21 protein-coding genes are annotated in these 20,716 nt (G+C 61.6%); 19 read left to right on the forward strand and 2 right to left on the reverse strand.

Annotated features, from left to right (window positions below):
- From GR197_RS27390 to GR197_RS27415, 6 genes are all read left to right on the forward strand, one after another.
- Positions 1-98 (forward strand): integrase core domain-containing protein (locus tag GR197_RS27390; RefSeq protein WP_156536171.1); only part of this gene is annotated, 98 nt, incomplete at its 5' end.
- 361 nt (positions 99-459) lie between these two features.
- On the forward strand, positions 460-669 hold the full coding sequence (locus GR197_RS27395; RefSeq protein WP_164015325.1) for a hypothetical protein: 210 nt from the start codon (positions 460-462) through the stop codon (positions 667-669).
- Between the two features lie 8 nt (positions 670-677).
- A complete protein-coding gene (locus GR197_RS27400; RefSeq protein WP_164015327.1) occupies positions 678-1,052 on the forward strand; it encodes a GFA family protein in 375 nt (124 codons plus the stop codon).
- A 157-nt stretch (positions 1,053-1,209) separates the two neighbouring features.
- On the forward strand, positions 1,210-2,505 hold the full coding sequence (locus GR197_RS27405) for an efflux RND transporter periplasmic adaptor subunit (protein WP_164015329.1): 1,296 nt from the start codon (positions 1,210-1,212) through the stop codon (positions 2,503-2,505).
- A gap of 12 nt (positions 2,506-2,517) precedes the next feature.
- Positions 2,518-3,234, forward strand: coding sequence for an ABC transporter ATP-binding protein (locus GR197_RS27410; protein ID WP_164015331.1), 717 nt, complete (start codon positions 2,518-2,520; stop codon positions 3,232-3,234).
- The gene (locus GR197_RS27415) at positions 3,224-4,426 is read left to right on the forward strand and encodes an ABC transporter permease (protein WP_164015333.1); all 1,203 of its coding nucleotides are present in this window, start codon (positions 3,224-3,226) and stop codon (positions 4,424-4,426) included. The genes GR197_RS27410 and GR197_RS27415 overlap by 11 nt, the downstream gene beginning before the upstream one ends.
- 241 nt (positions 4,427-4,667) lie before the next feature.
- Here the strand turns inward: GR197_RS27415 and GR197_RS27420 are convergent, their stop codons facing one another.
- Positions 4,668-5,027 carry a VOC family protein gene (locus GR197_RS27420; RefSeq protein WP_164015336.1) on the reverse strand — a complete coding sequence of 120 codons (360 nt, stop codon included), beginning with the start codon at positions 5,025-5,027 and terminating at the stop codon, positions 4,668-4,670.
- A gap of 181 nt (positions 5,028-5,208) precedes the next feature.
- Here GR197_RS27420 and GR197_RS27425 point away from each other — a divergent pair, with 181 nt between their 5' ends.
- Positions 5,209-5,823 (forward strand): GntR family transcriptional regulator, encoded by a 615-nt coding sequence (locus tag GR197_RS27425; RefSeq protein WP_164015338.1) that lies wholly within the window; start codon positions 5,209-5,211, stop codon positions 5,821-5,823.
- Between the two features lie 50 nt (positions 5,824-5,873).
- Here the strand turns inward: GR197_RS27425 and GR197_RS27430 are convergent, their stop codons facing one another.
- A complete protein-coding gene (locus GR197_RS27430) occupies positions 5,874-6,686 on the reverse strand; it encodes a ferredoxin--NADP reductase (RefSeq protein ID WP_164015340.1) in 813 nt (270 codons plus the stop codon).
- 349 nt (positions 6,687-7,035) lie between these two features.
- Here GR197_RS27430 and pcsA point away from each other — a divergent pair, with 349 nt between their 5' ends.
- The 12 genes from pcsA (at position 7,036) to glmU (ending at position 20,659) form a co-directional block, all read left to right on the forward strand.
- Entirely contained in the window at positions 7,036-7,764 is a 729-nt protein-coding gene (gene pcsA, locus GR197_RS27435) for a phosphatidylcholine synthase (RefSeq protein WP_164015342.1), read from the forward strand.
- A 10-nt stretch (positions 7,765-7,774) separates the two neighbouring features.
- Positions 7,775-8,755, forward strand: coding sequence for a quinone oxidoreductase family protein (locus GR197_RS27440; protein WP_164015344.1), 981 nt, complete (start codon positions 7,775-7,777; stop codon positions 8,753-8,755).
- A gap of 39 nt (positions 8,756-8,794) precedes the next feature.
- Positions 8,795-10,384 (forward strand): ATP-binding cassette domain-containing protein, encoded by a 1,590-nt coding sequence (locus tag GR197_RS27445; protein WP_164015346.1) that lies wholly within the window; start codon positions 8,795-8,797, stop codon positions 10,382-10,384.
- A complete protein-coding gene (locus GR197_RS27450) occupies positions 10,374-11,459 on the forward strand; it encodes an ABC transporter permease (RefSeq protein WP_164015348.1) in 1,086 nt (361 codons plus the stop codon). Before GR197_RS27445 ends, GR197_RS27450 begins: the two co-directional genes overlap by 11 nt.
- Positions 11,456-12,376 carry an ABC transporter permease gene (locus tag GR197_RS27455; RefSeq protein ID WP_164015350.1) on the forward strand — a complete coding sequence of 307 codons (921 nt, stop codon included), beginning with the start codon at positions 11,456-11,458 and terminating at the stop codon, positions 12,374-12,376. Before GR197_RS27450 ends, GR197_RS27455 begins: the two co-directional genes overlap by 4 nt.
- A 54-nt stretch (positions 12,377-12,430) precedes the next feature.
- Entirely contained in the window at positions 12,431-13,507 is a 1,077-nt protein-coding gene (locus GR197_RS27460) for a BMP family ABC transporter substrate-binding protein (protein WP_164015352.1), read from the forward strand.
- Between the two features lie 143 nt (positions 13,508-13,650).
- The gene (gene ytfQ, locus GR197_RS27465; protein WP_164015354.1) at positions 13,651-14,613 is read left to right on the forward strand and encodes a galactofuranose ABC transporter, galactofuranose-binding protein YtfQ; all 963 of its coding nucleotides are present in this window, start codon (positions 13,651-13,653) and stop codon (positions 14,611-14,613) included.
- 220 nt (positions 14,614-14,833) lie between these two features.
- Positions 14,834-16,357 carry a galactofuranose ABC transporter, ATP-binding protein YtfR gene (gene ytfR / locus GR197_RS27470; protein WP_164015356.1) on the forward strand — a complete coding sequence of 508 codons (1,524 nt, stop codon included), beginning with the start codon at positions 14,834-14,836 and terminating at the stop codon, positions 16,355-16,357.
- On the forward strand, positions 16,354-17,367 hold the full coding sequence (locus tag GR197_RS27475; protein ID WP_164015358.1) for an ABC transporter permease: 1,014 nt from the start codon (positions 16,354-16,356) through the stop codon (positions 17,365-17,367). The genes ytfR and GR197_RS27475 overlap by 4 nt, the downstream gene beginning before the upstream one ends.
- Positions 17,364-18,332: a galactofuranose ABC transporter, permease protein YjfF gene (gene yjfF, locus GR197_RS27480; protein WP_164015360.1), complete on the forward strand. Its 969-nt coding sequence runs from the start codon at positions 17,364-17,366 to the stop codon at positions 18,330-18,332. The genes GR197_RS27475 and yjfF overlap by 4 nt, the downstream gene beginning before the upstream one ends.
- A 15-nt stretch (positions 18,333-18,347) precedes the next feature.
- Positions 18,348-19,133 (forward strand): FadR/GntR family transcriptional regulator, encoded by a 786-nt coding sequence (locus tag GR197_RS27485; protein WP_164015362.1) that lies wholly within the window; start codon positions 18,348-18,350, stop codon positions 19,131-19,133.
- Between the two features lie 164 nt (positions 19,134-19,297).
- A complete protein-coding gene (gene glmU, locus GR197_RS27490) occupies positions 19,298-20,659 on the forward strand; it encodes a bifunctional UDP-N-acetylglucosamine diphosphorylase/glucosamine-1-phosphate N-acetyltransferase GlmU (RefSeq protein WP_164015364.1) in 1,362 nt (453 codons plus the stop codon).
- The last annotated feature ends 57 nt before the right edge of the window (positions 20,660-20,716 follow it).

Raw genomic sequence — 20,716 nt, forward strand, 5'->3', positions numbered from 1 at the left:
TGCCATTGTGGTTCGAGCATTACAACACGCTTCACCCGCACAAAGCTTTGGGATATCGATCTCCCCGCGAGTTCTTAAACCGTCAAACAGAAATCTGATCCTGTCCGGTTTTTATGGGGCAACTCCAGGAAGAACCTTGCTCCGGCGCATGTGTTCCCAATTTTAATATTTCGTGATCTCGTTTCGAAAACAGGGATTGAGGAAGCGGACCGGGCGGGTAGGGAGCTCGCCTGCCGTTTCGTTGGCCATCGGGAGAAAGCGGAAAAATCCCGATGTTCTCCAGCACTGCCGTGTCCGCTTGGCGCGGCCCGCAACCTCGCTTCGACAATGCGGGTGGCGGCAGGAAGGTTCCGCAGTCCAACGGTCCATCCATGCCGGAATGGCCGTTGCAGCCAGCGGGCTCTTTCCAATTGACCTCGTCGCTCTAGCTTAACAGGCATGGAACGAAAGGAGAAACCCATGTCCGACGCACCGAATACGGCGACCCCGGCGCGAAGAGTGTTGCGTGGCCGCCCCTACAGCATCAGCGAATTTGCCAGGAAATACCGGCTGGATGACGAGGAGGCCAAGCGCCTCTACGAGAAGTTCGGCCCCTCCGCCACCGAACTCGATCTGTTGATGGCGGCTAAGCGGCGCCCGCCGGGGCTGCCCACCAGCCTCGACGCCTGACGGCGGCCATGCGGATGCGGACCGGAAGCTGCCTGTGCGGGGCGGTTGCCTATCGCGTGGAAGGTGAGCCGCTTCGTGTCGGCCTTTGCCACTGTGCCGATTGCCGCAAATCGAGCGGCTCCGCCTTCGTCTTCTTCGCGGTCTGGCCGCGCCGGGCATTTTCCCACAGCGGCGAGATCGCCACCTTTGCCGGCCGCAGCTTCTGCCCTGCCTGCGGCAGCAGGCTTTTCTGCCTGCAGGAGGAGACGACAGAAATCCGTCTCGGCTCGCTCGACGATCCGCCGACGGACCTTGTCCCGGATCATGAAGTCTGGATCAAGCGACGCGAACCCTGGCTGCCTCAGCTGCCGAGCGCTGGCCAATTTGGCGAGGATGCCGACTGACGAGCGCTCCGCGCCAAAACTTGACTTTTCTTACCAATATTTCATTTCCCCCATCCGCAATTCCGTGCCACTTCGGCGGCAATGATAATGCCCGGTTCATCTGCGCTGTGATTATTTCACTAGAGGGCCAAGGCAGCCACTGACTGACGAGGATGACATGAACGATACCGGAACCGGCAAGAAGACCGGGGCACAGACGAGCGGCGCGTCCGATCTCGCAGCGGTCCTTGCCGCATCGGGACGGCAGGGCAAGCGCAGCCGCTGGCGCGGACGCCTGCTCATCCTGCTGATTCTCGCCGCTGCTGCAGCAAGCGCTGCATATTTCTATATGGGCCGCGGGGAAAGTGAAGTGAGCTACGCCACCCAGCCGGCAAAACGCGGCGACCTGACGGTGCTGGTCACCGCCACCGGCTCGGTGCAGCCGACCGAGCAGGTGGATATATCGAGCGAACTTTCCGGGACGGTCCGCGACGTCAACGTCGATTACAATAGCACGATCAAAGCGGGCGACGTGTTGGCGCTGCTCGATACCAACAAGCTCGAGGCGGATGTGAAAAGTTCGCGCGCCAAGCTCAATTCGGCCAAGGCGAATGTCGTCAAGGCGAATGCCGACATGCAATCGGCGGGCACCTCGCTCGAGCGGCTGAAGAGCCTGGTCAGGAGCAATGTCTCCACCCAGCAGAGCCTCGACGACGCCAGCTACAAATATGATTCCGCCGTCGCCGCCAAACAGATCAACGAAGCCGAGGTGCTGGCTTCGGAGGCCGACCTGCAGCTTGCCGAGGTCAATCTCGCCAAGGCGAAGATCATCTCGCCGATCGACGGCGTGATCCTCACCCGCGCCGTCAATCCGGGTGCGACGGTCGCAGCCTCGCTTTCGGCGCCGATTCTTTTCACCATCGCTGGCGATCTGAAAAAGATGGAGCTGCAGGTCGATGTCGACGAGGCCGATGTCGGCCAGATCGCCGTCGGCCAGAAGGCGAAGTTTTCGGTCGACGCTTACCCTGACCGCAGCTTTCCCGCCGAGATCGAGCAGATCCGCTTCGCCTCCGAAGTGGTCAACAATGTCGTGACCTATAAAGCGGTCCTCTCCGTCGACAATGCCGACCTCTTGCTGCGCCCCGGCATGACGGCGACGGCTGACGTCACCGTCCAGGCCGTCAAGGATACGCTGATGGTGCCGAACACCGCGCTACGTTATGCTCCGGCGCAGGCCGGAAGGCGCGGCCGCGGCATTTTCGGGATCTTCGGCCCGCCGCGCCAGCGCGGCGGCGGCAATTCCGGTCAGGCGCTGACGGGCGCTGAGCGGCGCGTCTGGGTGCTGCGCGACGGTCGGCCCACACCGGTCGTCATCCAGGTCGGCTCGTCCGACGGCCAGTTCACCCAGGTCGTCTCCGGAGACCTCAAAGAAAACGACGCATTGGTGACCGACGCCACGACGCGTGCGAACTAGGCGGAGAGACGGATGGCAAGCCCGCCGCTCATCGAATTCAGGCAGGTCTCGAAAATCTACGGCGAGGGTGAGGCGGCGATCCGCGCGCTCGACCATGTCGATCTTGCAATCAACGCCCACGAATTCGTCGCGATCATGGGCCCGTCGGGCTCCGGCAAGTCGACGGCGATGAACATTCTCGGCTGTCTCGACGTGCCGAGTGCTGGCGATTACATCTTCGAAGGCATTCCCACCAGCGGCTTCGACCGAAGCCAGCTGACGCTCCTGCGCCGTCATATGCTCGGCTTCGTCTTCCAGGGTTTCAACCTCCTGTCACGCACCTCGGCCGTCGAAAATGTCGAGCTGCCGCTGATTTATCGCGGCATGGCGGTGCGCGAGCGGCGCGAACGGGCCCGCGAAGCCCTGGCGCTGGTCGGCCTCTCCGGCCGCGAACATCACAAGACCCAGGAACTATCAGGCGGCCAGCAGCAGCGCGTCGCCATCGCCCGCGCCATCGTCACCGAACCGGCGCTGTTGCTCGCCGATGAGCCGACAGGCAACCTCGACACCAAGACCAGCGTCGAGATCATGGATCTGATGACCCGGCTGAACCGCGAGCAGGGCATCACCATCGTCATGGTCACGCACGAACCCGATATCGCTGCCTATGCGCAGCGGCTGCTGAGATTCGTCGACGGCAAGCTGGAGACCGAGGTCGAGCACCGGAGGAGGGCGGATCATGTTTTTTGAGACGCTGAAACTGGCATTGCGCGCCATCAGCCGCAACATGCTGCGCTCGTTCCTGACTGTGCTCGGCGTCGTCATCGGCGTCGCCGCCGTCATCGCCCTGGTAACGATCGGCAACGGCACGACCGCGCAGGTCTCGACCGAACTGTCGCGGCTCGGCACCAACATGCTGTTCGTCCGCCCCGGGCAGTTCGGCCCTGGCCGGGCGAGTTCCGAGGCCAAGCGCTTCAGCGTGAAGGATGTCACCGCCATCCGCGACCAGATCGGCGGCCTCAGAGCCGTAGCGCCGCTCAACCAGTCCACAGCCACGGTGATTTTCGGCGGCCAAAACCATTCGACCAGCGTCTCCGGCACTACCAATGACTATTTCGTCGCCCAGGACTGGAGCCTGGCGCTCGGCCGCAATTTCACCCCGGCCGAGGAACGTGGCCAGTCCCGCTGCATCATCGGCGAGACGGTGCGCTCGCAGCTCTTCGGCGCCGCCGACCCGATCGGCCAGCAGATCCGCGTCGGCAAGGTCTCATGCCCGGTTATCGGCGTGCTCGCCAAGCGCGGCCAGTCCGGCATGGGCACCGACCAGGACGATGTCGTCATCATGCCGGTCAAGGTGTTCCAGCGGCGCATCAGCGGCAACAGCAATGTGCCGCAGATCATCATCTCGGCGCGCGACGGCGTCTCCACAGCCAAGGTGCAGTCCGATGTCGAAGATCTCCTTCGCGAGCGCCGCAAGATCGTGCCCGGCCGGCAGGACGATTTCAACGTCAACGACATGACCCAGATCGCCGAGGCGATGACCGGCACGACGACGCTGTTGACCGGCCTGCTCGGCGCCGTCGCGGCCATCAGCCTGCTCGTCGGCGGCATCGGCATCATGAACATCATGCTGGTCTCCGTCACCGAGCGCACCCGAGAAATCGGCATCCGCCTGGCGATCGGCGCGCTCGAAAGCCAGGTGCTCACCCAGTTCCTGGTCGAAGCGGTGGCGCTGTCGCTGTTCGGCGGCATCACCGGCATCGCCCTCGGCCTCAGCCTCGGCTTCGGCGCCGTAACGCTCCTGAAAGTCCCCTTCGTCTTCAGCCCGACGATGGTCGCCGTCGCCTTCCTCTTCTCCGCCGCCATCGGCATGATCTTCGGCTATTTCCCGGCGAGAAGGGCTGCGCAGCTCAATCCGATCGAGGCGCTACGGCATGAGTGACGTGTGATGAACGCGTCATGGCAAAAACGCCGCGAAGGAACTCCTTTCACCCGCCCCACCCTCCGTCATGCTCGGCCTTGAGCCGAGCATCCACATCACATCTACCAGCGGCAGTGGCATGGATCCTCGGCTCAAGGCCGAGGATGACGGAAACCGGAGTTGGCACTCTTGCCAAACTCACCCCAATGGGAAGAGCCACGCCGCGTCGGGCGCTTCACCAAAGCGGCACATACCCCCTCGGTCAGCTCTTGCGAAAAGCTCGGCTGGACACCGAGATCGGATTTTGACACGGGTCTTTTGCATTGGCGAACACATAACCGTCAGCCTTATGAACAGCGCCGAATTCCAGGCCATTCTCTGCACATCGCATGCAAAAGGCTTCGACGTCCTCTACGTCGAATACGAGCTTGACGATGGATTGGCCGCTACGCTGCCCCTTGGCAGCCTGATGAAGCATTATATTCGCGCCGCCGTCTTGGGCGACGAGTTCAACGATCCTGTCGTCAGGCAGGCCGGTCGCCTTGAAATCGAAGTGCTTCTCATAAAACCGCGCCGTGTCCTCGACATTCGCGGCATAGATCACCAGTCTGTTGAGCGGCATGATGGCGCCCTCCGATAAGGTTCAGTCCACAAGAGTAGAAAGACATGGGACGCACCCAAGTCGCCCAAATTCACGCCGCTGTTATCTATTTGTCTCTATTCTGATATTTCAATGCTGACTTGTCTTCGGTTTTTGACCGTGCCACTATGTGATATATCAGATTCAGGCATTGGACTCCAGCATGCAGACGTCACAGAGCCATCTTGCCTATCTCGCGCTCGAGCATCTGATCGTCACGCTGGCGCTGAAGCCTGGGGCGCTGGTTACCGAAAAGCAGTTGATCGATATGGCGGGCCATGGGCGTACGCCGGTGCGCGAGGCCATTCAAAAACTTGCCTGGCAGGGGCTGATCCTGGTGAAGCCGCGTGTCGGGCTGCAAGTGGCCGAGATCGCGCCTGGAGATCACGGCAATGTCATGCAGGTGCGCCGTGAGCTGGAGCCGATTGCAGCGAGCCTCGTTGCCGAACATGCAACGGACGAGCAGCGTGCGCGTCTCAGCGACTGCGCCAGGGCGATGGAGGAATGCACCGTCACCGGCGATCTCGCCGGCTTCTTCGGCGCCGACAAGGCCTTCGACGAAATCCTCGAAGATGCCTGCCCGAACGGCTTCATCATGGCGGCGCTCGGCCCGGTGCAGACGCATGCGCGTCGCCTCTGGTACTCGACGGCAAACCCGGAGCGCATGGACCGCGCCACTGCGCTGCATGTCGCCGTCATCCGCGCCATCCATCAGGGCAGGGCGGATGAGGCGCGCACCGCCATGGCGGTGCTCATCGACTATCTCGCCCACACATAGAAACGGCCCCGTTTTCGGAGCCGCTGTCAGATCGGATTGTCGGAAAAACGTCAGCCGACGAAAGCGCGCTCGATAACGAATTCGGCAGGCTTGCTGTTGGCGCCTTCATAGAGGCCGGCCTTTTCGAGCAGTTCCTTGGTATCCTTCAACATCGCCGAGGAACCGCAGATCATGCCGCGGTCGATCACTGGGTCGAGCGGCGGCACGCCGAGATCGGTAAACAGCTTGCCTGAGGAGATCAGGTCGGTGATGCGGCCGCGATATTCGAAATCCTCGCGCGTCACCGTCGGATAATGCCGCAGCTTGTCGCCGACGACTTCCTTCAGCAATTCGTCATTCTGGATCTCGTGCACGAGGTCGAAACCGTATTTCAGCTCGGCGACATCGCGAGTCGTATGGGTGAGGATGACTTCCTCGAACTTCTCATAGGTCTCTGGATCGCGGATCAGGCTGGCGAAAGGCGCAATGCCCGTTCCCGTCGAGAACATGTAGAGACGGCGGCCCGGCGTCAGCGCATCGAGCACCAGCGTGCCGGTCGGCTTCTTGCGCATCAATACCTGGTCGCCGGGCTTGATCGCCTGCAGATGCGAGGTGAGCGGGCCGTCCGGCACCTTGATCGAGAAGAATTCGAGCTCTTCGGCCCAGGCGGGGCTGGCGATCGAATAGGCGCGGAAAACCGGTTTGCCCTCGACCATCAGGCCGATCATCGCGAATTCGCCGGAACGGAAACGGAAGCCCTGCGGCCGGGTCATCGTGAAGCGGAAGAGCCGGTCGGTGTAATGCGTCACATCGAGCACCGTCTCGGCGTAGACGCCGGCGGGGATGGACGAGGCGAAGTCTTCGGTCTTTGCAGGCGCGTTCATTGCGGTAGCGGATCCCGTATTCGTCGGATGAACTGTCGGATGCGAGCGAGATATTACAAATCGGGCTCGAATTAAAGGTATTCCATTCCACGCAGCACTCCTGAAGGGAAATATGCATGTCATTGTCAGGATTCAATGGCTCGCGGGCAATGTCGTATTTCCCGCTGGCGAAGCCCGGCAAAGGATGCATATTAAGGCGGCGCGCCTGGACTGCAGGCCGATTTTCGGCAAAAACGGTGCGACAACAAAGACCTACGGCGTCGGGACCCGATTCATGAAGAGGGATCCGGTGATGGTTGGCGAAAAAAGATGCTTGCCGGGGCGAGCGCGATAGGGCGGTCGGGGGAATATGAAGATTTTTAAGTACAAGCGCGTTCCTTACGCGGAGATGCGCGCCTTTTCCGTCCATATCCTGACGGCCTCCGGCTCTTTCCTTGCCTTTCTCGGCGTCGTTGCCGCCGCCGAGCACCGCTTCATCGACATGTTCTGGTGGCTGGGCCTTGCCCTGCTCGTCGACGGCATAGATGGGCCGATCGCCCGCAAGGTGCGCGTCAAGGAAGTGCTGCCGAACTGGTCTGGCGATACGCTCGACAATATCATCGATTACGTCACCTATGTGCTGCTGCCGGCCTTCGCGCTCTATCAGAGCGGCATGATCGGCGAGCCCTGGTCCTTTGTCGCCGCCGGCATGATCGTCATCTCGAGCGCCATTTACTATGCCGATATGGGCATGAAGACCGACGAGTATTTCTTCTCCGGCTTCCCCGTCGTCTGGAACATGATCGTTTTCACGCTGTTCGTCATCGATGCCAGTGCGACGACGGCGCTCGCTGTCGTGGCGGTTTCGGTGGTGCTGACCTTCCTGCCGATCAATTTCCTGCACCCGGTCCGCGTCAAAAGGCTGCGCCCGCTCAATCTCGGCGTCTTCTTCCTGTGGTCGGCGCTCGGCATTTTTTCGCTGCTGATGCACTTCGACACGCCGGAATGGGCGCTCATTCTCTTTATCGTGACCGGGCTCTATCTTTACGTCATCGGCGCGGTGCTGCAATTCTTCCCCGCCCTTGGACGCGAAGCATAGGATGACCACGATGACCAAAACGCAGGCGGTTTCATTCTCAAGGACGGGCGGGCCGGAGGTTTTCGATTATATCGAGCTCGACCTTGCGCCGCCTGCGGCTGGTGAAGTGCAGATCCGGCAGGCCGCGGTCGGTCTCAATTTCATCGATGTCTATTTCCGCAACGGCTCCTACAAGGCGCCGCACCTGCCCTTCGTCACCGGCAAGGAGGGCGCCGGCACCGTAACTGCGGTCGGCCCGGGCGTTACGGATTTCAAGCTCGGCGACCGTGTCGCCTATGCCAGCGCCGATGGTGCCTATAGCGCCGCGCGCAATATCGAGACGCGCCATCTGGTGCACGTGCCTGATGGTATCGAACTCGAAACGGCGGCGGCGATGATGCTGAAGGGTATGACGGCCGAATATCTCCTGAACCGCACCTTCAAGGTCGGCCCTGAGACGGTCCTCCTGTTCCATGCCGCCGCCGGCGGTGTCGGGCTGATTGCCGGCCAATGGGCAAAGGCGCTCGGCGCCACCGTTATTGGCACGGCAGGCTCTGAAGACAAGGTCCAACTGGCGCTCGCCCATGGCTACGACCATGTGATCAACTATAAGAGCGAAGACTTCGCCGTCCGCGTCCGCGAGATCACCGCCGGCAAGGGCGTCGATGTCGTCTATGATTCGATTGGCCGCGATACTTTTCCACAGTCGCTCGACTGCCTGAAGCCGCGCGGCCTTTTTGCCTCCTTCGGCCAATCCTCCGGGCCGATCGAGAATTTCACCCTTGCCGCGCTGGCGCAAAAGGGCTCGCTGTTTGCAACGCGGCCGACGCTCTTCACCTACATCGCCGCGCGCGGGGAATTGATCGATAGTGCAAAAGCGCTATTTGATGTTGTGCAAAGCAACAAAGTGCGTATCAATATCAATCAAACCTATCCGTTACGTGAGGTTGGGCAGGCTCACGCGGATCTGGAAACAAGAAAAACAACAGGAACGACGCTGCTGATTCCATGAGATCCGAACGGACCGGTTGGCAGAAGAAATGAGGGGAACGTGTCGCCATTGAATGTGCCGGAGTCCGGTGCGTTATTATCCGTCCAGAAGCTGACGAAGTTTTTCGGTGGCTTTGCCGCCTGCAATGAAATCGATCTCGATATAGCGCCGGGCGAAATTCACGCGCTTCTCGGCGAAAATGGCGCCGGCAAGTCCACGCTGGTGAAGATGCTGTTCGGGGTTTTGGAGCCGACGGACGGGCATATCCTCTGGCAGGGCAAGCAGGTCTCGATCACCTCGCCGGGTGAGGCCCGCAAGCTCGGCATCGGCATGGTCTTCCAGCATTTTTCGCTGTTCGAGGCGCTGACGGTTGCCGAAAACATTGCACTCTCGCTCGATGACGCCATCCCGATCGACAGGATTGCCGAGGAGGCGAGAGCACTGTCGCAAGCTTACGGCCTGCCGCTCGACCCGCATGCCCATGTCGCCGATCTCTCGGTCGGCGAGCGCCAGCGCATCGAGATCGTCCGTGCGCTGCTGCAGAACCCGAAGCTGATCATCCTCGACGAGCCGACCTCGGTGCTGACGCCGCAGGAGGCCGACCGGCTGTTCGAGACGCTGTTCAAGCTGCGCGCTGAGGGCCGTTCGGTTCTCTATATCAGCCATCGCCTGGAAGAGGTGCAGCGCATCTGCGATCGCGCCACCGTGCTGCGCCATGGCCGCGTCACCGGCGCCTGCGATCCGAAGCGGGAGACGCCTGCCTCGCTCGCCCGGATGATGGTCGGCAGCGAGGTGGCGACCGTCACCCATCCCGAGCGAAGCGGCAAGGGCGAAGTCCAGCTTGCCGTTGCCAGGCTTTCCGTCGCCGCCCGCACGCCTTTCGCCATGCCGCTGCGCGATGTCTCGATGACGGTGCGCGCTGGCGAAATCCTTGCCATTGCCGGTGTCGCCGGCAATGGCCAGAGCGAGCTCTTCGATGCGCTGTCCGGCGAATATCCGGTCGCGTCGGCTGAGGCGATCGTCATCCGCAAAAAGCCGGTGGGCACCGAGGGCATCACCGCCCGCCGGCTGCTTGGCGCCGGCTTCGTGCCGGAGGAGCGTCACGGCCATGCCGCCGTTTCCGCCATGAAACTGTCGGACAATCTGGTGCTCGCCCGCAGCCAGTCGGACCGCAAAGCGTTTCTCGGCCTGCTCGGCATCATCCGCCATGGTGCTGTGAAATCTGCCGCACGGCGGATTTCCGAGGCCATGGATGTGCGCAAGAGCGGCGACGATCCGGCCGCCGGCTCCTTGTCCGGCGGCAATCTGCAAAAATTCATCGTCGGCCGCGAGCTCGACCGCCAGCCGGCGGTGCTCGTCGTCAACCAGCCGACCTGGGGCGTCGATGCCGGTGCTGCAAGCCGCATCCGCCAGGCGCTGGTCGATCTCGCCAGAAGCGGTTCGGCCGTTGTCGTCATCAGCCAGGATCTCGACGAGATCTTCGAAGTGGCGACCGATATCGCCGTCATCTGCGAAGGCAGGCTTTCCAGCCCGTTCCCATCAGGCGAACTGACGCGCGAAAAGATCGGCCTGCTGATGGCCGGCCTGCACCAGAGCAGCGATGCCCCGGAGGCGCGCCATGCGCATGAAGAGGCGCCCCATGCGCATTGAACTCGAAAAACGCCCCGACGTCTCGAAGCTCTATGCTTTCGTCTCGCCACTGCTGGCCCTTGTCCTGACGCTGGTCTTCGGCGCCATCATGTTCGCCTTGCTGGGCAAGGATCCTGTGGAGGCGCTGAACGCCTTCTTCGTCGAGCCGCTGCTTGAGGTCTGGTCGCTGCACGAACTGGCGATCAAGGCAGCCCCCCTGATCCTGATCGCCGTCGGCCTGGCGGTCTGCTATCGCTCGAACAACTGGAATATCGGCGCCGAAGGCCAGTTCACCATCGGCGCCATTACCGGCTCCTATCTGCCGATCGTCTTTTACGATTGGCATTCGCCGCTGGTGCTGCCGTTGATGCTCATCCTCGGTGCGCTCGGCGGTGCGCTCTTTGCCGCCATTCCGGCGCTGCTGAAGGCGCATTTCAACACCAACGAAATCCTGACATCGCTGATGCTGGTCTATATCGCGCAGCTCTTCCTCGATTGGCTGATCCGCGGCGCCTGGCGCGATCCGAAGGGATTCAACTTTCCGGTCTCGCGCGATTTCGCCCCTGAGGCGGTGCTGCCGGCAATCTGGGCAGAATCGGGCCGGGCGCATTGGGCCTTCATCTTCGCCATTGTCGCGGCCATCGGCGTCTGGTTCATGCTGCGTTATACGCTGAAAGGCTTCGAGATCGTCGTGCTCGGCCAGTCGGAACGGGCAGGGCGCTTTGCCGGTTTCTCGTCGAAGAAGATGATCTGGTTCAGCTTCCTGTTCTCCGGCGCCCTTGCCGGCCTTGCGGGGATAGCCGAAGTCTCCGGCTCGATCGGTCACCTGCAGCCGGCGATCTCGCCGGGCTACGGCTTCACCGCCATCATCGTCGCCTTCCTCGGCCGCCTCAATCCGCTCGGCATCATCGCCTCCGGCCTGGTGCTGGCGCTGACCTATCTCGGCGGCGAGGCGGCGCAGCTTTCGCTCGGTGTCTCGGACAAGGTCACCCGCGTCTTCCAGGGCCTGTTGCTGTTCTTCGTGCTCTCCTGCGATACGCTGATTTATTACAAAATCCGCATCGTCTGGGCGCGGCTAAGGGGCAGGGCGGGATGAGCATCTTCGAAGCCATTCTGCTGACGGTCATTACCGCTTCGACACCGCTCGTCATCGCCGCCCTCGGCGAGCTCGTCACCGAGCGTTCCGGCGTACTCAATCTCGGCGTCGAAGGCATGATGATCATGGGCGCGGTCGCCGCCTTTGCCGGCGCGCAGATGTCGGGCTCGCCCTATGTCGGCATTGTCTGCGGCATTGCTTCAGGCGCGCTTTTCTCACTGCTGTTTGCCTTCCTGACGCTGACGCTGGTGGCAAACCAAGTGGCGACGGGATTGGCGCTCACCCTTCTCGGCCTCGGCGCCTCCGGCATGCTTGGCGAGGCCTATGTCAGCGTGCCCGGCATCCGGCTGGGAGAGATCGTCATCCCGGTCTTGTCGGATCTTCCGGTCATTGGTCACGTTCTCTTCAGGCAGGATCTGATCTTCTACCTGTCGATTGCGCTTGTCGTCGGTGTCAGCTGGTTCCTGTTCCGCAGCCGCGCCGGGCTTAAGCTGAGAGCGATCGGCGACAGTCACGGTTCGGCCCATGCACTCGGCATTCAGGTTATCCGTACGCGATATCTGGCGGTGATGTTCGGCGGTGCCTGCGCCGGTCTCGCCGGCGCCCAGCTATCGCTCGTCTACACCCCGCAATGGGCGGAGAACATGTCCGCCGGCCGCGGCTGGATCACGCTGGCGCTGGTGGTGTTTGCCTCCTGGCGGCCGTGGCGGGTTCTTGCCGGCGGCTATCTCTTCGGCGCGGTCACCATCCTGCAGCTGCACGCGCAGGCTTTCGGTCTCGGCATTCCCTCGCAGTTCCTCTCGATGCTGCCCTATGCCGCGACTATTGTGGTTCTCATCATCATTTCCCATAATCGGCGCACGACGTTGATCAATACGCCCGCCTCGCTCGGAAAAGCCTTCGTGCCGGAGCGATAAAGCAACACCATAAAGACGGGTTTCTGCAACAACTTCAAACCAACAGGGGTTACCATGAAAAAATACGCATTCGCACTCGCCGCTTCGGCCGCCGCCGTGATCGGCATCTCGTCGGCCGCTCAGGCTGCTGACAAGACGAAGGTCTGCTTCGTCTATGTCGGTTCGCACACCGATGGCGGTTATTCGCAGGCGCATGATCTCGGCCGCCAGCAGGTCCAGGCCGAATTCGGCGACAAGATCGACACGCCTTACCTCGAAAACGTGCCGGAAGGCCCGGATGCCGAACGTGCCATCGAGCGTCTTGCCCGTTCCGGCTGCAAGCTGATCTTCACGACGTCCTTCGGCTTCATGGATGCGACCGTCAAGGTTGCGGCCAAGTTCCCGGACGTCAAGTTCGAGCACGGCACGGGCTACAAGTCCGGCCCGAACCTCGCCACCTACAATTCGCGTTTCTATGAAGGCCGCTACATCCTCGGCCAGATTGCCGCCAAGACCTCGAAGAATCACGGCGCGGCCTACATCGCCTCCTTCCCGATTCCCGAAGTGGTGATGGGCATCAACTCGTTCGAGCAGGGCGCCAAGTCGGTCGATCCGAGCTTCAAGCTGAAGGTCATCTGGGTCAACACCTGGTTCGACCCGGGCAAGGAAGCCGATGCCGCCAAGGCGATGGTCGACCAGGGCGTCGACGTACTGACGCAGCACACCGATACGACGGCGCCGATGCAGGTTGCCGAAGAACGCGGCATCCACGCCTTCGGTCAGGCGTCCGATATGATCGCAGCCGGCCCCAAGGCGCAGATGACGGCGATCGTCGATACCTGGGGCACCTACTACTCCAAGCGCATCCATGCGCTTCTCGACGGCACCTGGAAGTCCGAGCAGAGCTGGGACGGCCTGAAGGACGGCATCCTGAAGATGGCGCCCTACACCAACATGCCCGACGACGTGAAGAAGATGGCCGAGGAAACCGAAGCCAAGATCAAGTCAGGCGAACTGCATCCATTCACCGGCCCGATCAACAAGCAGGACGGCACGCCCTGGCTGAAGGCCGGCGAGAAGGCCGATGACGGCACGCTGCTCGGCATGAATTTCTATGTCGAAGGCGTCGACGACAAGCTGCCGGCGCAATAAACCGTCTTCATTTCGCGAGTGCGAAGAGCGCCCCTTGTGGGCGCTCTTTTTTTGCTGCAGTGCATGCAAAGATTCCGATTTACAAAAGTAATACTATATGATTTTTTGACCCTGCGCCGCGAGATGCGGCTTGGGAGGAAATCATGAAATTGAAGACTGCACTTTTGAGTGCCACGATGCTTGCTGCCTGCATGTTCGGTTCGGCTTCGGCCGCCGGGCTGACCGTCGGCTTCTCGCAGATCGGCTCGGAATCGGGCTGGCGCGCGGCTGAAACGACCGTAACCAAGGAGCAGGCCAAGAAGCGCGGCATCGATCTGAAGTTTGCCGATGCGCAGCAGAAGCAGGAAAACCAGATCAAGGCTCTGCGCTCCTTCATTGCTCAGGGCGTCGACGCTATTCTCATTGCTCCGGTCGTCGAAACCGGCTGGGACGACGTTCTGAAGGAAGCCAAGGAAGCCAAGATTCCAGTCATCCTTCTCGACCGCACCATCAAGGCTCCGGACGATCTCTACCTGACGGCTGTCACCTCCGACCTGGTCCATGAAGGCAAGGTCGCAGGCGACTTCCTGGTCAAGACTGTCGGCGACAAGAAGTGCAACGTCGTCGAGTTGCAGGGCACGACCGGTTCGTCGCCGGCCATCGCCCGTAAGAAGGGCTTCGAAGAAGCTCTCGCCGGTCACGACAACCTCAAGATCGTTCGCAGCCAGACCGGTGACTTCACCCGCACCAAGGGCAAGGAAGTCATGGAAAGCTTCCTGAAGGCTGAGAATGGCGGCAAGGATATCTGCGCTCTCTACGCCCATAACGACGACATGGCCGTCGGCGCCATCCAGGCGATCAAGGAAGCCGGTCTGAAGCCAGGCAAGGATATCCTCGTCGTCTCCATCGACGCCGTTCCGGATATCTTCAAGGCCATGTCCGAAGGTGAAAGCAATGCTACGGTCGAGCTGACGCCGAACATGGCAGGTCCGGCCTTCGATGCGCTCGAAGCCTATCTGAAGGACAAGAAGGCTCCGGCGAAGTGGATCCAGACCGAATCCAAGCTCTACACGCCTGCCGACGAGCCGTTGAAGGTCTACGAAGAGAAGAAGGGTCAGGGCTACTGATCTGATTTGACACCGCTGCATAATTCCTGAAATCGGAATCGATTTGACGATAAAGTTTGCAGCATTCGAAGCGCTGCAGCCTCACGCGCCTGAAAAGACGCGTGGTGCTGTAGAACCGCACCGGCCCGTCATGGACCGGTGCGGAACTGCCTTGCCGCCTTGGGACATCATGTCCGGCCGCGGCGCGGCTTTTGCCGTCAATATCAGGAAAACAGACCTTATGACTCACGATTTCGAGAACGTTCTCGCGGCTTCCGGAATATCGAAATTCTTTCCCGGCGCAGTGGCGTTGGACAAGGTCGATTTCACGCTGCGCAAGGGCGAGGTGCACGCGTTGCTGGGCGAAAACGGCGCCGGCAAATCGACGCTGATCAAGTGCATCACCGGCGCCTATCATCGTGACGAGGGCAGCCTGATGCTCGATGGCCAGGAAATCAATCCGGCCAATACGCTCGCCGCCCAGAAGCTCGGCATCGGCACCGTCTACCAGGAGGTCAACCTCCTGACCAATCTGAGCGTTGCCGAAAACCTGTTTCTCGGACGCCAGCCGAGGCGTTTCGGCATGACCGACGTGCGCGCGATGAACCGCAAGGCGCGCGACCTGCTGACCGGCTACGGCGTCGATATCGACGTCACCGCCGAGCTTGGCCGTTTTTCCGTCGCTGTTCAGCAAGTGGTCGCCATCGCCCGCGCCGTCGATCTTTCCGGCAAGGTGCTGATATTGGACGAGCCGACGGCAAGCCTCGACAACCAGGAAGTGGCGCTGCTTTTCCGCATTATCGAGGACCTGAAGAAGCGCGGTCTGGGCATCGTCTTTATCACCCATTTTCTCGAGCAGGTCTATGCGATCAGCGACCGCATCACCGTGCTGCGCAACGGCAAGCTCGTCGGCACCCGCGACGCCGCCGATCTGCCGCGCCAGGGCCTGATTGCCATGATGCTCGGCCGCGAACTGGCGCATGTCGAGGAGACGGTCAAGGAACGCAGCGTTGCGGCTGGCGAGGTAAGATATCGTTTTGCAGGCTATGGCAAACGCGGCAAGGTCAAGCCCTTCGATCTCGACGTGCGCGCCGGTGAGGTGGTCGGCATTGCCGGGCTGCTCGGCTCCGGCCGCACCGAAACCGCCGAACTGCTTTTCGGCATCGAACATGCCGATAGCGGCAGTGCCACGATCGACGGCCAGCCGGTAACGCTTTCGAGCCCGCGCGCCGCGATCGAAAAAGGTTTCGGCTTCTGCCCTGAGGACCGCAAGACCGATGGCATCGTCGGCGATCTGTCGATCCGGGAAAACATCGCCCTGGCGCTGCAGGCCCGCCGTGGCTGGACGCGGCCGCTGTCGCGCGCCGAGCAGAATGCGCTTGCCGACCGCTACATCAAGGCGCTCGATATCCGCACCACCGATCGCGAAAAACCGATCCGGCTGCTCTCCGGCGGCAATCAGCAAAAGGCGATCCTTGCCCGCTGGCTGGCGACCAATCCAAAATTTCTGATCCTCGACGAGCCGACCCGCGGCATCGATGTCGGCGCCCATGCCGAGATCATCAAGCTCATCGAACAGCTCTGCGCCGAAGGCATGTCGCTGATCGTGATTTCCTCGGAACTTGAAGAGCTTGTCGCCTATAGTTCACGTGTCATCGTACTTCGCGACAGGCAGCATATCGCCGAACTGACGGGTGAGCGCATCACCGCCGCCGGTATCGTCGATGCCATCGCCGCCGCTGAGCACAAGATGGAGCATGCATGAAGTCCTCGCTGAAGACGCTGGCATATCGCCTGGCGCCGCAATTGATTGCGCTTATTGTCATTCTTTTGTTGAATTTCATCACGTCACCGCAGTTTTTTAATGTTGTGGTTCAAAACGGCCGGCTCTATGGCAGCCTGATCGACGTCCTGAACCGTGGCGCGCCGGTGGCGCTATTGGCGATCGGCATGACGCTGGTGATTGCCACCAAGGGTATCGATCTATCGGTCGGTGCGGTCGTCGCCATCTGCGGCGCCGTCGCCGCCTCATCGATTGTCACTGGCAATTCAGTTGCCTACACCGTCATCCTGACGCTGGCGATCGGCATTGCCTGCGGCGTCTGGAACGGTTTCCTCGTGGCGGTCCTCAATATCCAGCCGATCATCGCCACGCTGGTGCTGATGGTCGCCGGCCGCGGCATCGCCCAGCTCATCACCGAAGGCGCCATCCTGACCTTCAACGATGACGGCTTGACCTTCTTCGGCAGCGGTTCCATGGCCCTCCTGCCGATGCCCGTCGTCATCTGGCTGCTCGTCGGCCTGCTCGTCATCCTGCTTGTGCGCCGCACGGCGCTCGGCATGCTGATCGAGGCCGTCGGCATCAATCGCCGCGCCAGCACGCTCTCCGGTATTCAAACCCCGGTGCTGCTGATGGCGGTCTATATGCTAAGCGGGCTCTGCGCCTCGATTGCGGGCATCATCGTCGCCGCCGACATCAAGGGCGCCGATGCCAACAATGCGGGTCTCTGGCTCGAACTCGACGCCATCCTCGCCGTCGTCGTCGGCGGCAACTCGCTGCTCGGCGGCCGCTTCAGCATTCTCGGATCGCTGATCGGCGCGATGATCATCCAGGCGGTGAATACCGGTATTCTGTCCTCCGGCTTCCCGCCTGAATTCAACCTGATCATCAAGGCGGTCATCATTATCGTTATCCTCGTCATCCAGTCGCCAGCGGTTCAATCGCTCGCCATCTTCGCCAGCCGCCGGCAGAGCGGCAGGGAGCAGCCGAAATGAACTCTAAATACCTGCCGCTGCTTGCGACCATCGTCATCTTCGTGCTCGCCTATGCCGGCTGTACGCTGCAATATCCGAACATGCTGTCGACGCGCGTCATCGGCAATCTTTTGACCGACAACGCCTTTCTCGGCATCGCCGCCGTCGGCATGACCTTTGTTATCATCTCGGGCGGCATCGATCTGTCGATCGGATCGGTCATTGCCTTCACCGGCGTCTTCCTTGCGGTGATCCTGCAGAAGACCTCGATCCATCCGCTGCTCGCCTTCGCGCTTGTGCTCATCATCACCACCGCCTTCGGCGCGGTCATGGGCGCAATCATCCACTATCTCGAAATGCCGGCCTTCATCGTCACGCTCGCCGGCATGTTCCTGGCGCGCGGCATGGCCTTCGTGCTTTCGATCGACAGCATCCCGATCGATCACGAATATTATTCGACGCTGACCAGCCTCTATTGGCGTCTGCCTGGGGGAGGCCGGCTGACGTTGATCGGCGGCATCATGCTTCTGGTCTTTGCCGTCGGCATCTTCATTGCCCAGCGCACTCGTTTCGGCACCAACGTCTATGCTCTTGGCGGCGGCCCGCAGACGGCGCGGCTGATGGGCGTGCCTGTCGGACGCACGACGATCCAGATTTATGCGCTGTCGGGTTTTCTGGCAGGCCTATCCGGGATCGTGTTTTCGCTGTACACCTCTGCCGGATATTCTCTTGCAGCAGTCGGCGTCGAACTCGATGCCATTGCGGCTGTCGTCATCGGGGGGACGCTGCTGACCGGAGGAGCGGGATTCGTGGCGGGGACCTTGATCGGTATCCTGATCCAGGGGCTCATTCAGACCTACATCACCTTCGACGGCACTCTGTCGAGCTGGTGGACCAAGATCCTGATTGGCCTTCTGCTGTTTGCATTCATTCTGATGCAAAAAGCCATCCTGTTCGTTTCCAGTCTGAACAAGAGGTACGCCTGAGGGGAGAGGGATCGCTTGCGCAACAAATTGGATGAGACCCGCAAGACGGGGCGCAAAGCCCGGACGAGCCACGCGCAGGTGGTCGACGAACTCGGCAAGGGTATCGTCGCCGGCACCTATCCCGTCGGCTCGATCCTGCCTGGCGACACCGAACTGGCGCAACGCTTCAAGGTGTCCCGCACCGTCTTGCGTGAGACGATGAAGACGCTTGCGGCCAAGGGCATGGTCGTCGCCAAGGCGCGGGTCGGCACGCGTGTGACCGAAAAGAACCTCTGGAACATGTTCGACAGCGAGATCATCGCCTGGCATTTCGACAATGGCGTGACGGAAGAGTTCCTGCTGCAGCTCTACGATATTCGTCTCGCCATCGAACCCTTCGCCGCCGGTCTCGTCGCCGAACGGGCAAATGCCGAGGATATCGAGACGCTGCGCAGACTGGCGCTCGAGATGGCGGCGAGCGGCCATACTGCCGACAGCCTTGCACTCGCCGACCTTAATTTTCACCTGGCGCTCGCCGAGGCCTCGCACAATCCTTTCATGCGCACCTTGGGTAGCCTCATCGAAGCGGCCCTCGTCGGCATGTTCCGCATGAGCACGCCGCCATCCGAAAACGGCTTTGCCAATATCGCCGACACCCACATGCGCATCGTCGACGCGATCGTTGCCGGCGACAGCCTTGCTGCGCGCCGCGCGATGGAACTCGTCATCCTGGACGGCCGCCATCATGTGCACGAGGCCTTCGCCGCTCGCGGCTCTGAGACCCTCATAGTGCCGATTTCTGGCGCAATTTCACCCTTGTGAGGGCTTGCTTGTCCTGCAGCGCCGCGCGTGTTTTCAGGCGGGAAAAAGAGGCTGCACGACTTTCAATCCACGCATTGCGCTTTCCGAAAATCGATTCCGATTTCTGGAATTATGCAGTATGAGGCAACAAAGCCGCCTCATGGCGCGGATTCGCGGAGCAGATCATGGAACGCACTTGTCTTGCCGTCATCCTCGCCGCCGGTGACAGCACGCGGATGAAATCCTCGAAATCGAAGGTACTGCATCCGGTCGCCGGACGGCCGATGATTGCCCATGTGGTCGAGGCGGTCGCCTCCGCCGGCATTTCGTCCGTCGCGCTCGTCGTCGGCCGCGATGCCGAGGAGGTGGCGAAGGCCGCAAGCATTGGCGGTGTCGGCATCGAATCCTGCCTGCAGAAGGAACGCCTCGGCACCGGCCATGCGGTCTTGGCGGCGCGCGATGCGATCGCCAAGGGTTACGATGATATCCTCGTCACCTACGGCGATGTGCCGCTGCAGACCGACGGCCCTCTCAAGGCTGCCCGCCAGGGCCTTGCCGATGGCAGCGATATCGTCGTCATCGGCTTCCACACCGACCGCCCGACCGGCTACGGCCGCCTGCTCGTCAAGGACGGCGAACTCATCGCCATCCGCGAGGAGAAGGATGCGACCGATGCCGAGCGCACCGTCACCTGGTGCAACAGCGGGCTGATGGCGATCAACGGCCGCAAGGCGCTCGATCTTCTCTCGCGCATCGGCAACGCCAATGCCAAGGGCGAATTCTATCTGACCGATCTGGTCGAGATTGCTCGCTCGCTTGGCGGCCGTGTCACCGCCGTCGATGCCCCTGAGATCGAGATGACCGGCTGCAATACCCGGGCTGAACTCGCCGTCATCGAGCGCTTCTGGCAGGAGCGCCGCCGCCACCAGATGATGCTTTCAGGCGTCACCATGATTGCGCCGGAAACCGTTTTTCTCGCCTACGACACCGTCATCGGCCAGGATGCGCTGATCGAGCCGAACGTCGTTTTCGGTCCCGGCGCGGTGATCGACAGCGGCGCCGTCATCCATGCTTTCTCGCATATCGAGGGCGCCCATGTCAGCCAGGGCGCCACCGTCGGCCCCTTTGCGCGGCTGCGGCCGGGCGCCGATCTCGGCAACGGCGCCAAGGTCGGCAATTTCTGCGAGGTCAAGAACGGCCGGATCGGCGAGGGCGCCAAGGTCAACCACCTCACTTATATCGGCGATGCCGTCATCGGCGCCGGCAGCAATATCGGCGCCGGCACGATCACCTGCAATTATGACGGCGTCAACAAGAGCGAGACGGTGATCGGTGAAAACGCCTTCATCGGTTCCAACTCCTCGCTGGTTGCCCCGGTGACGATCGGCGACGGCGCCTATATCGCCTCCGGCAGCGTTATCACCGTCAATGTGCCGGCCGGTGCGCTGGCACTCGGCCGTGCCCGCCAGGAGATCAAGCCCGGCCGAGCAACGCTGCTGCGCGAGCGCGCGCTCGCCATCAAGGCCGCGAAGAAGGCGAAGAGCTGAGCCTGCTTTGCGTAACCGGCGGAAATTGAAAGTGACCGCCGAGGTGATTGAGAACTA

This window comes from Rhizobium phaseoli (assembly GCF_010668805.1).
Lineage (GTDB): Bacteria > Pseudomonadota > Alphaproteobacteria > Rhizobiales > Rhizobiaceae > Rhizobium > Rhizobium phaseoli_A.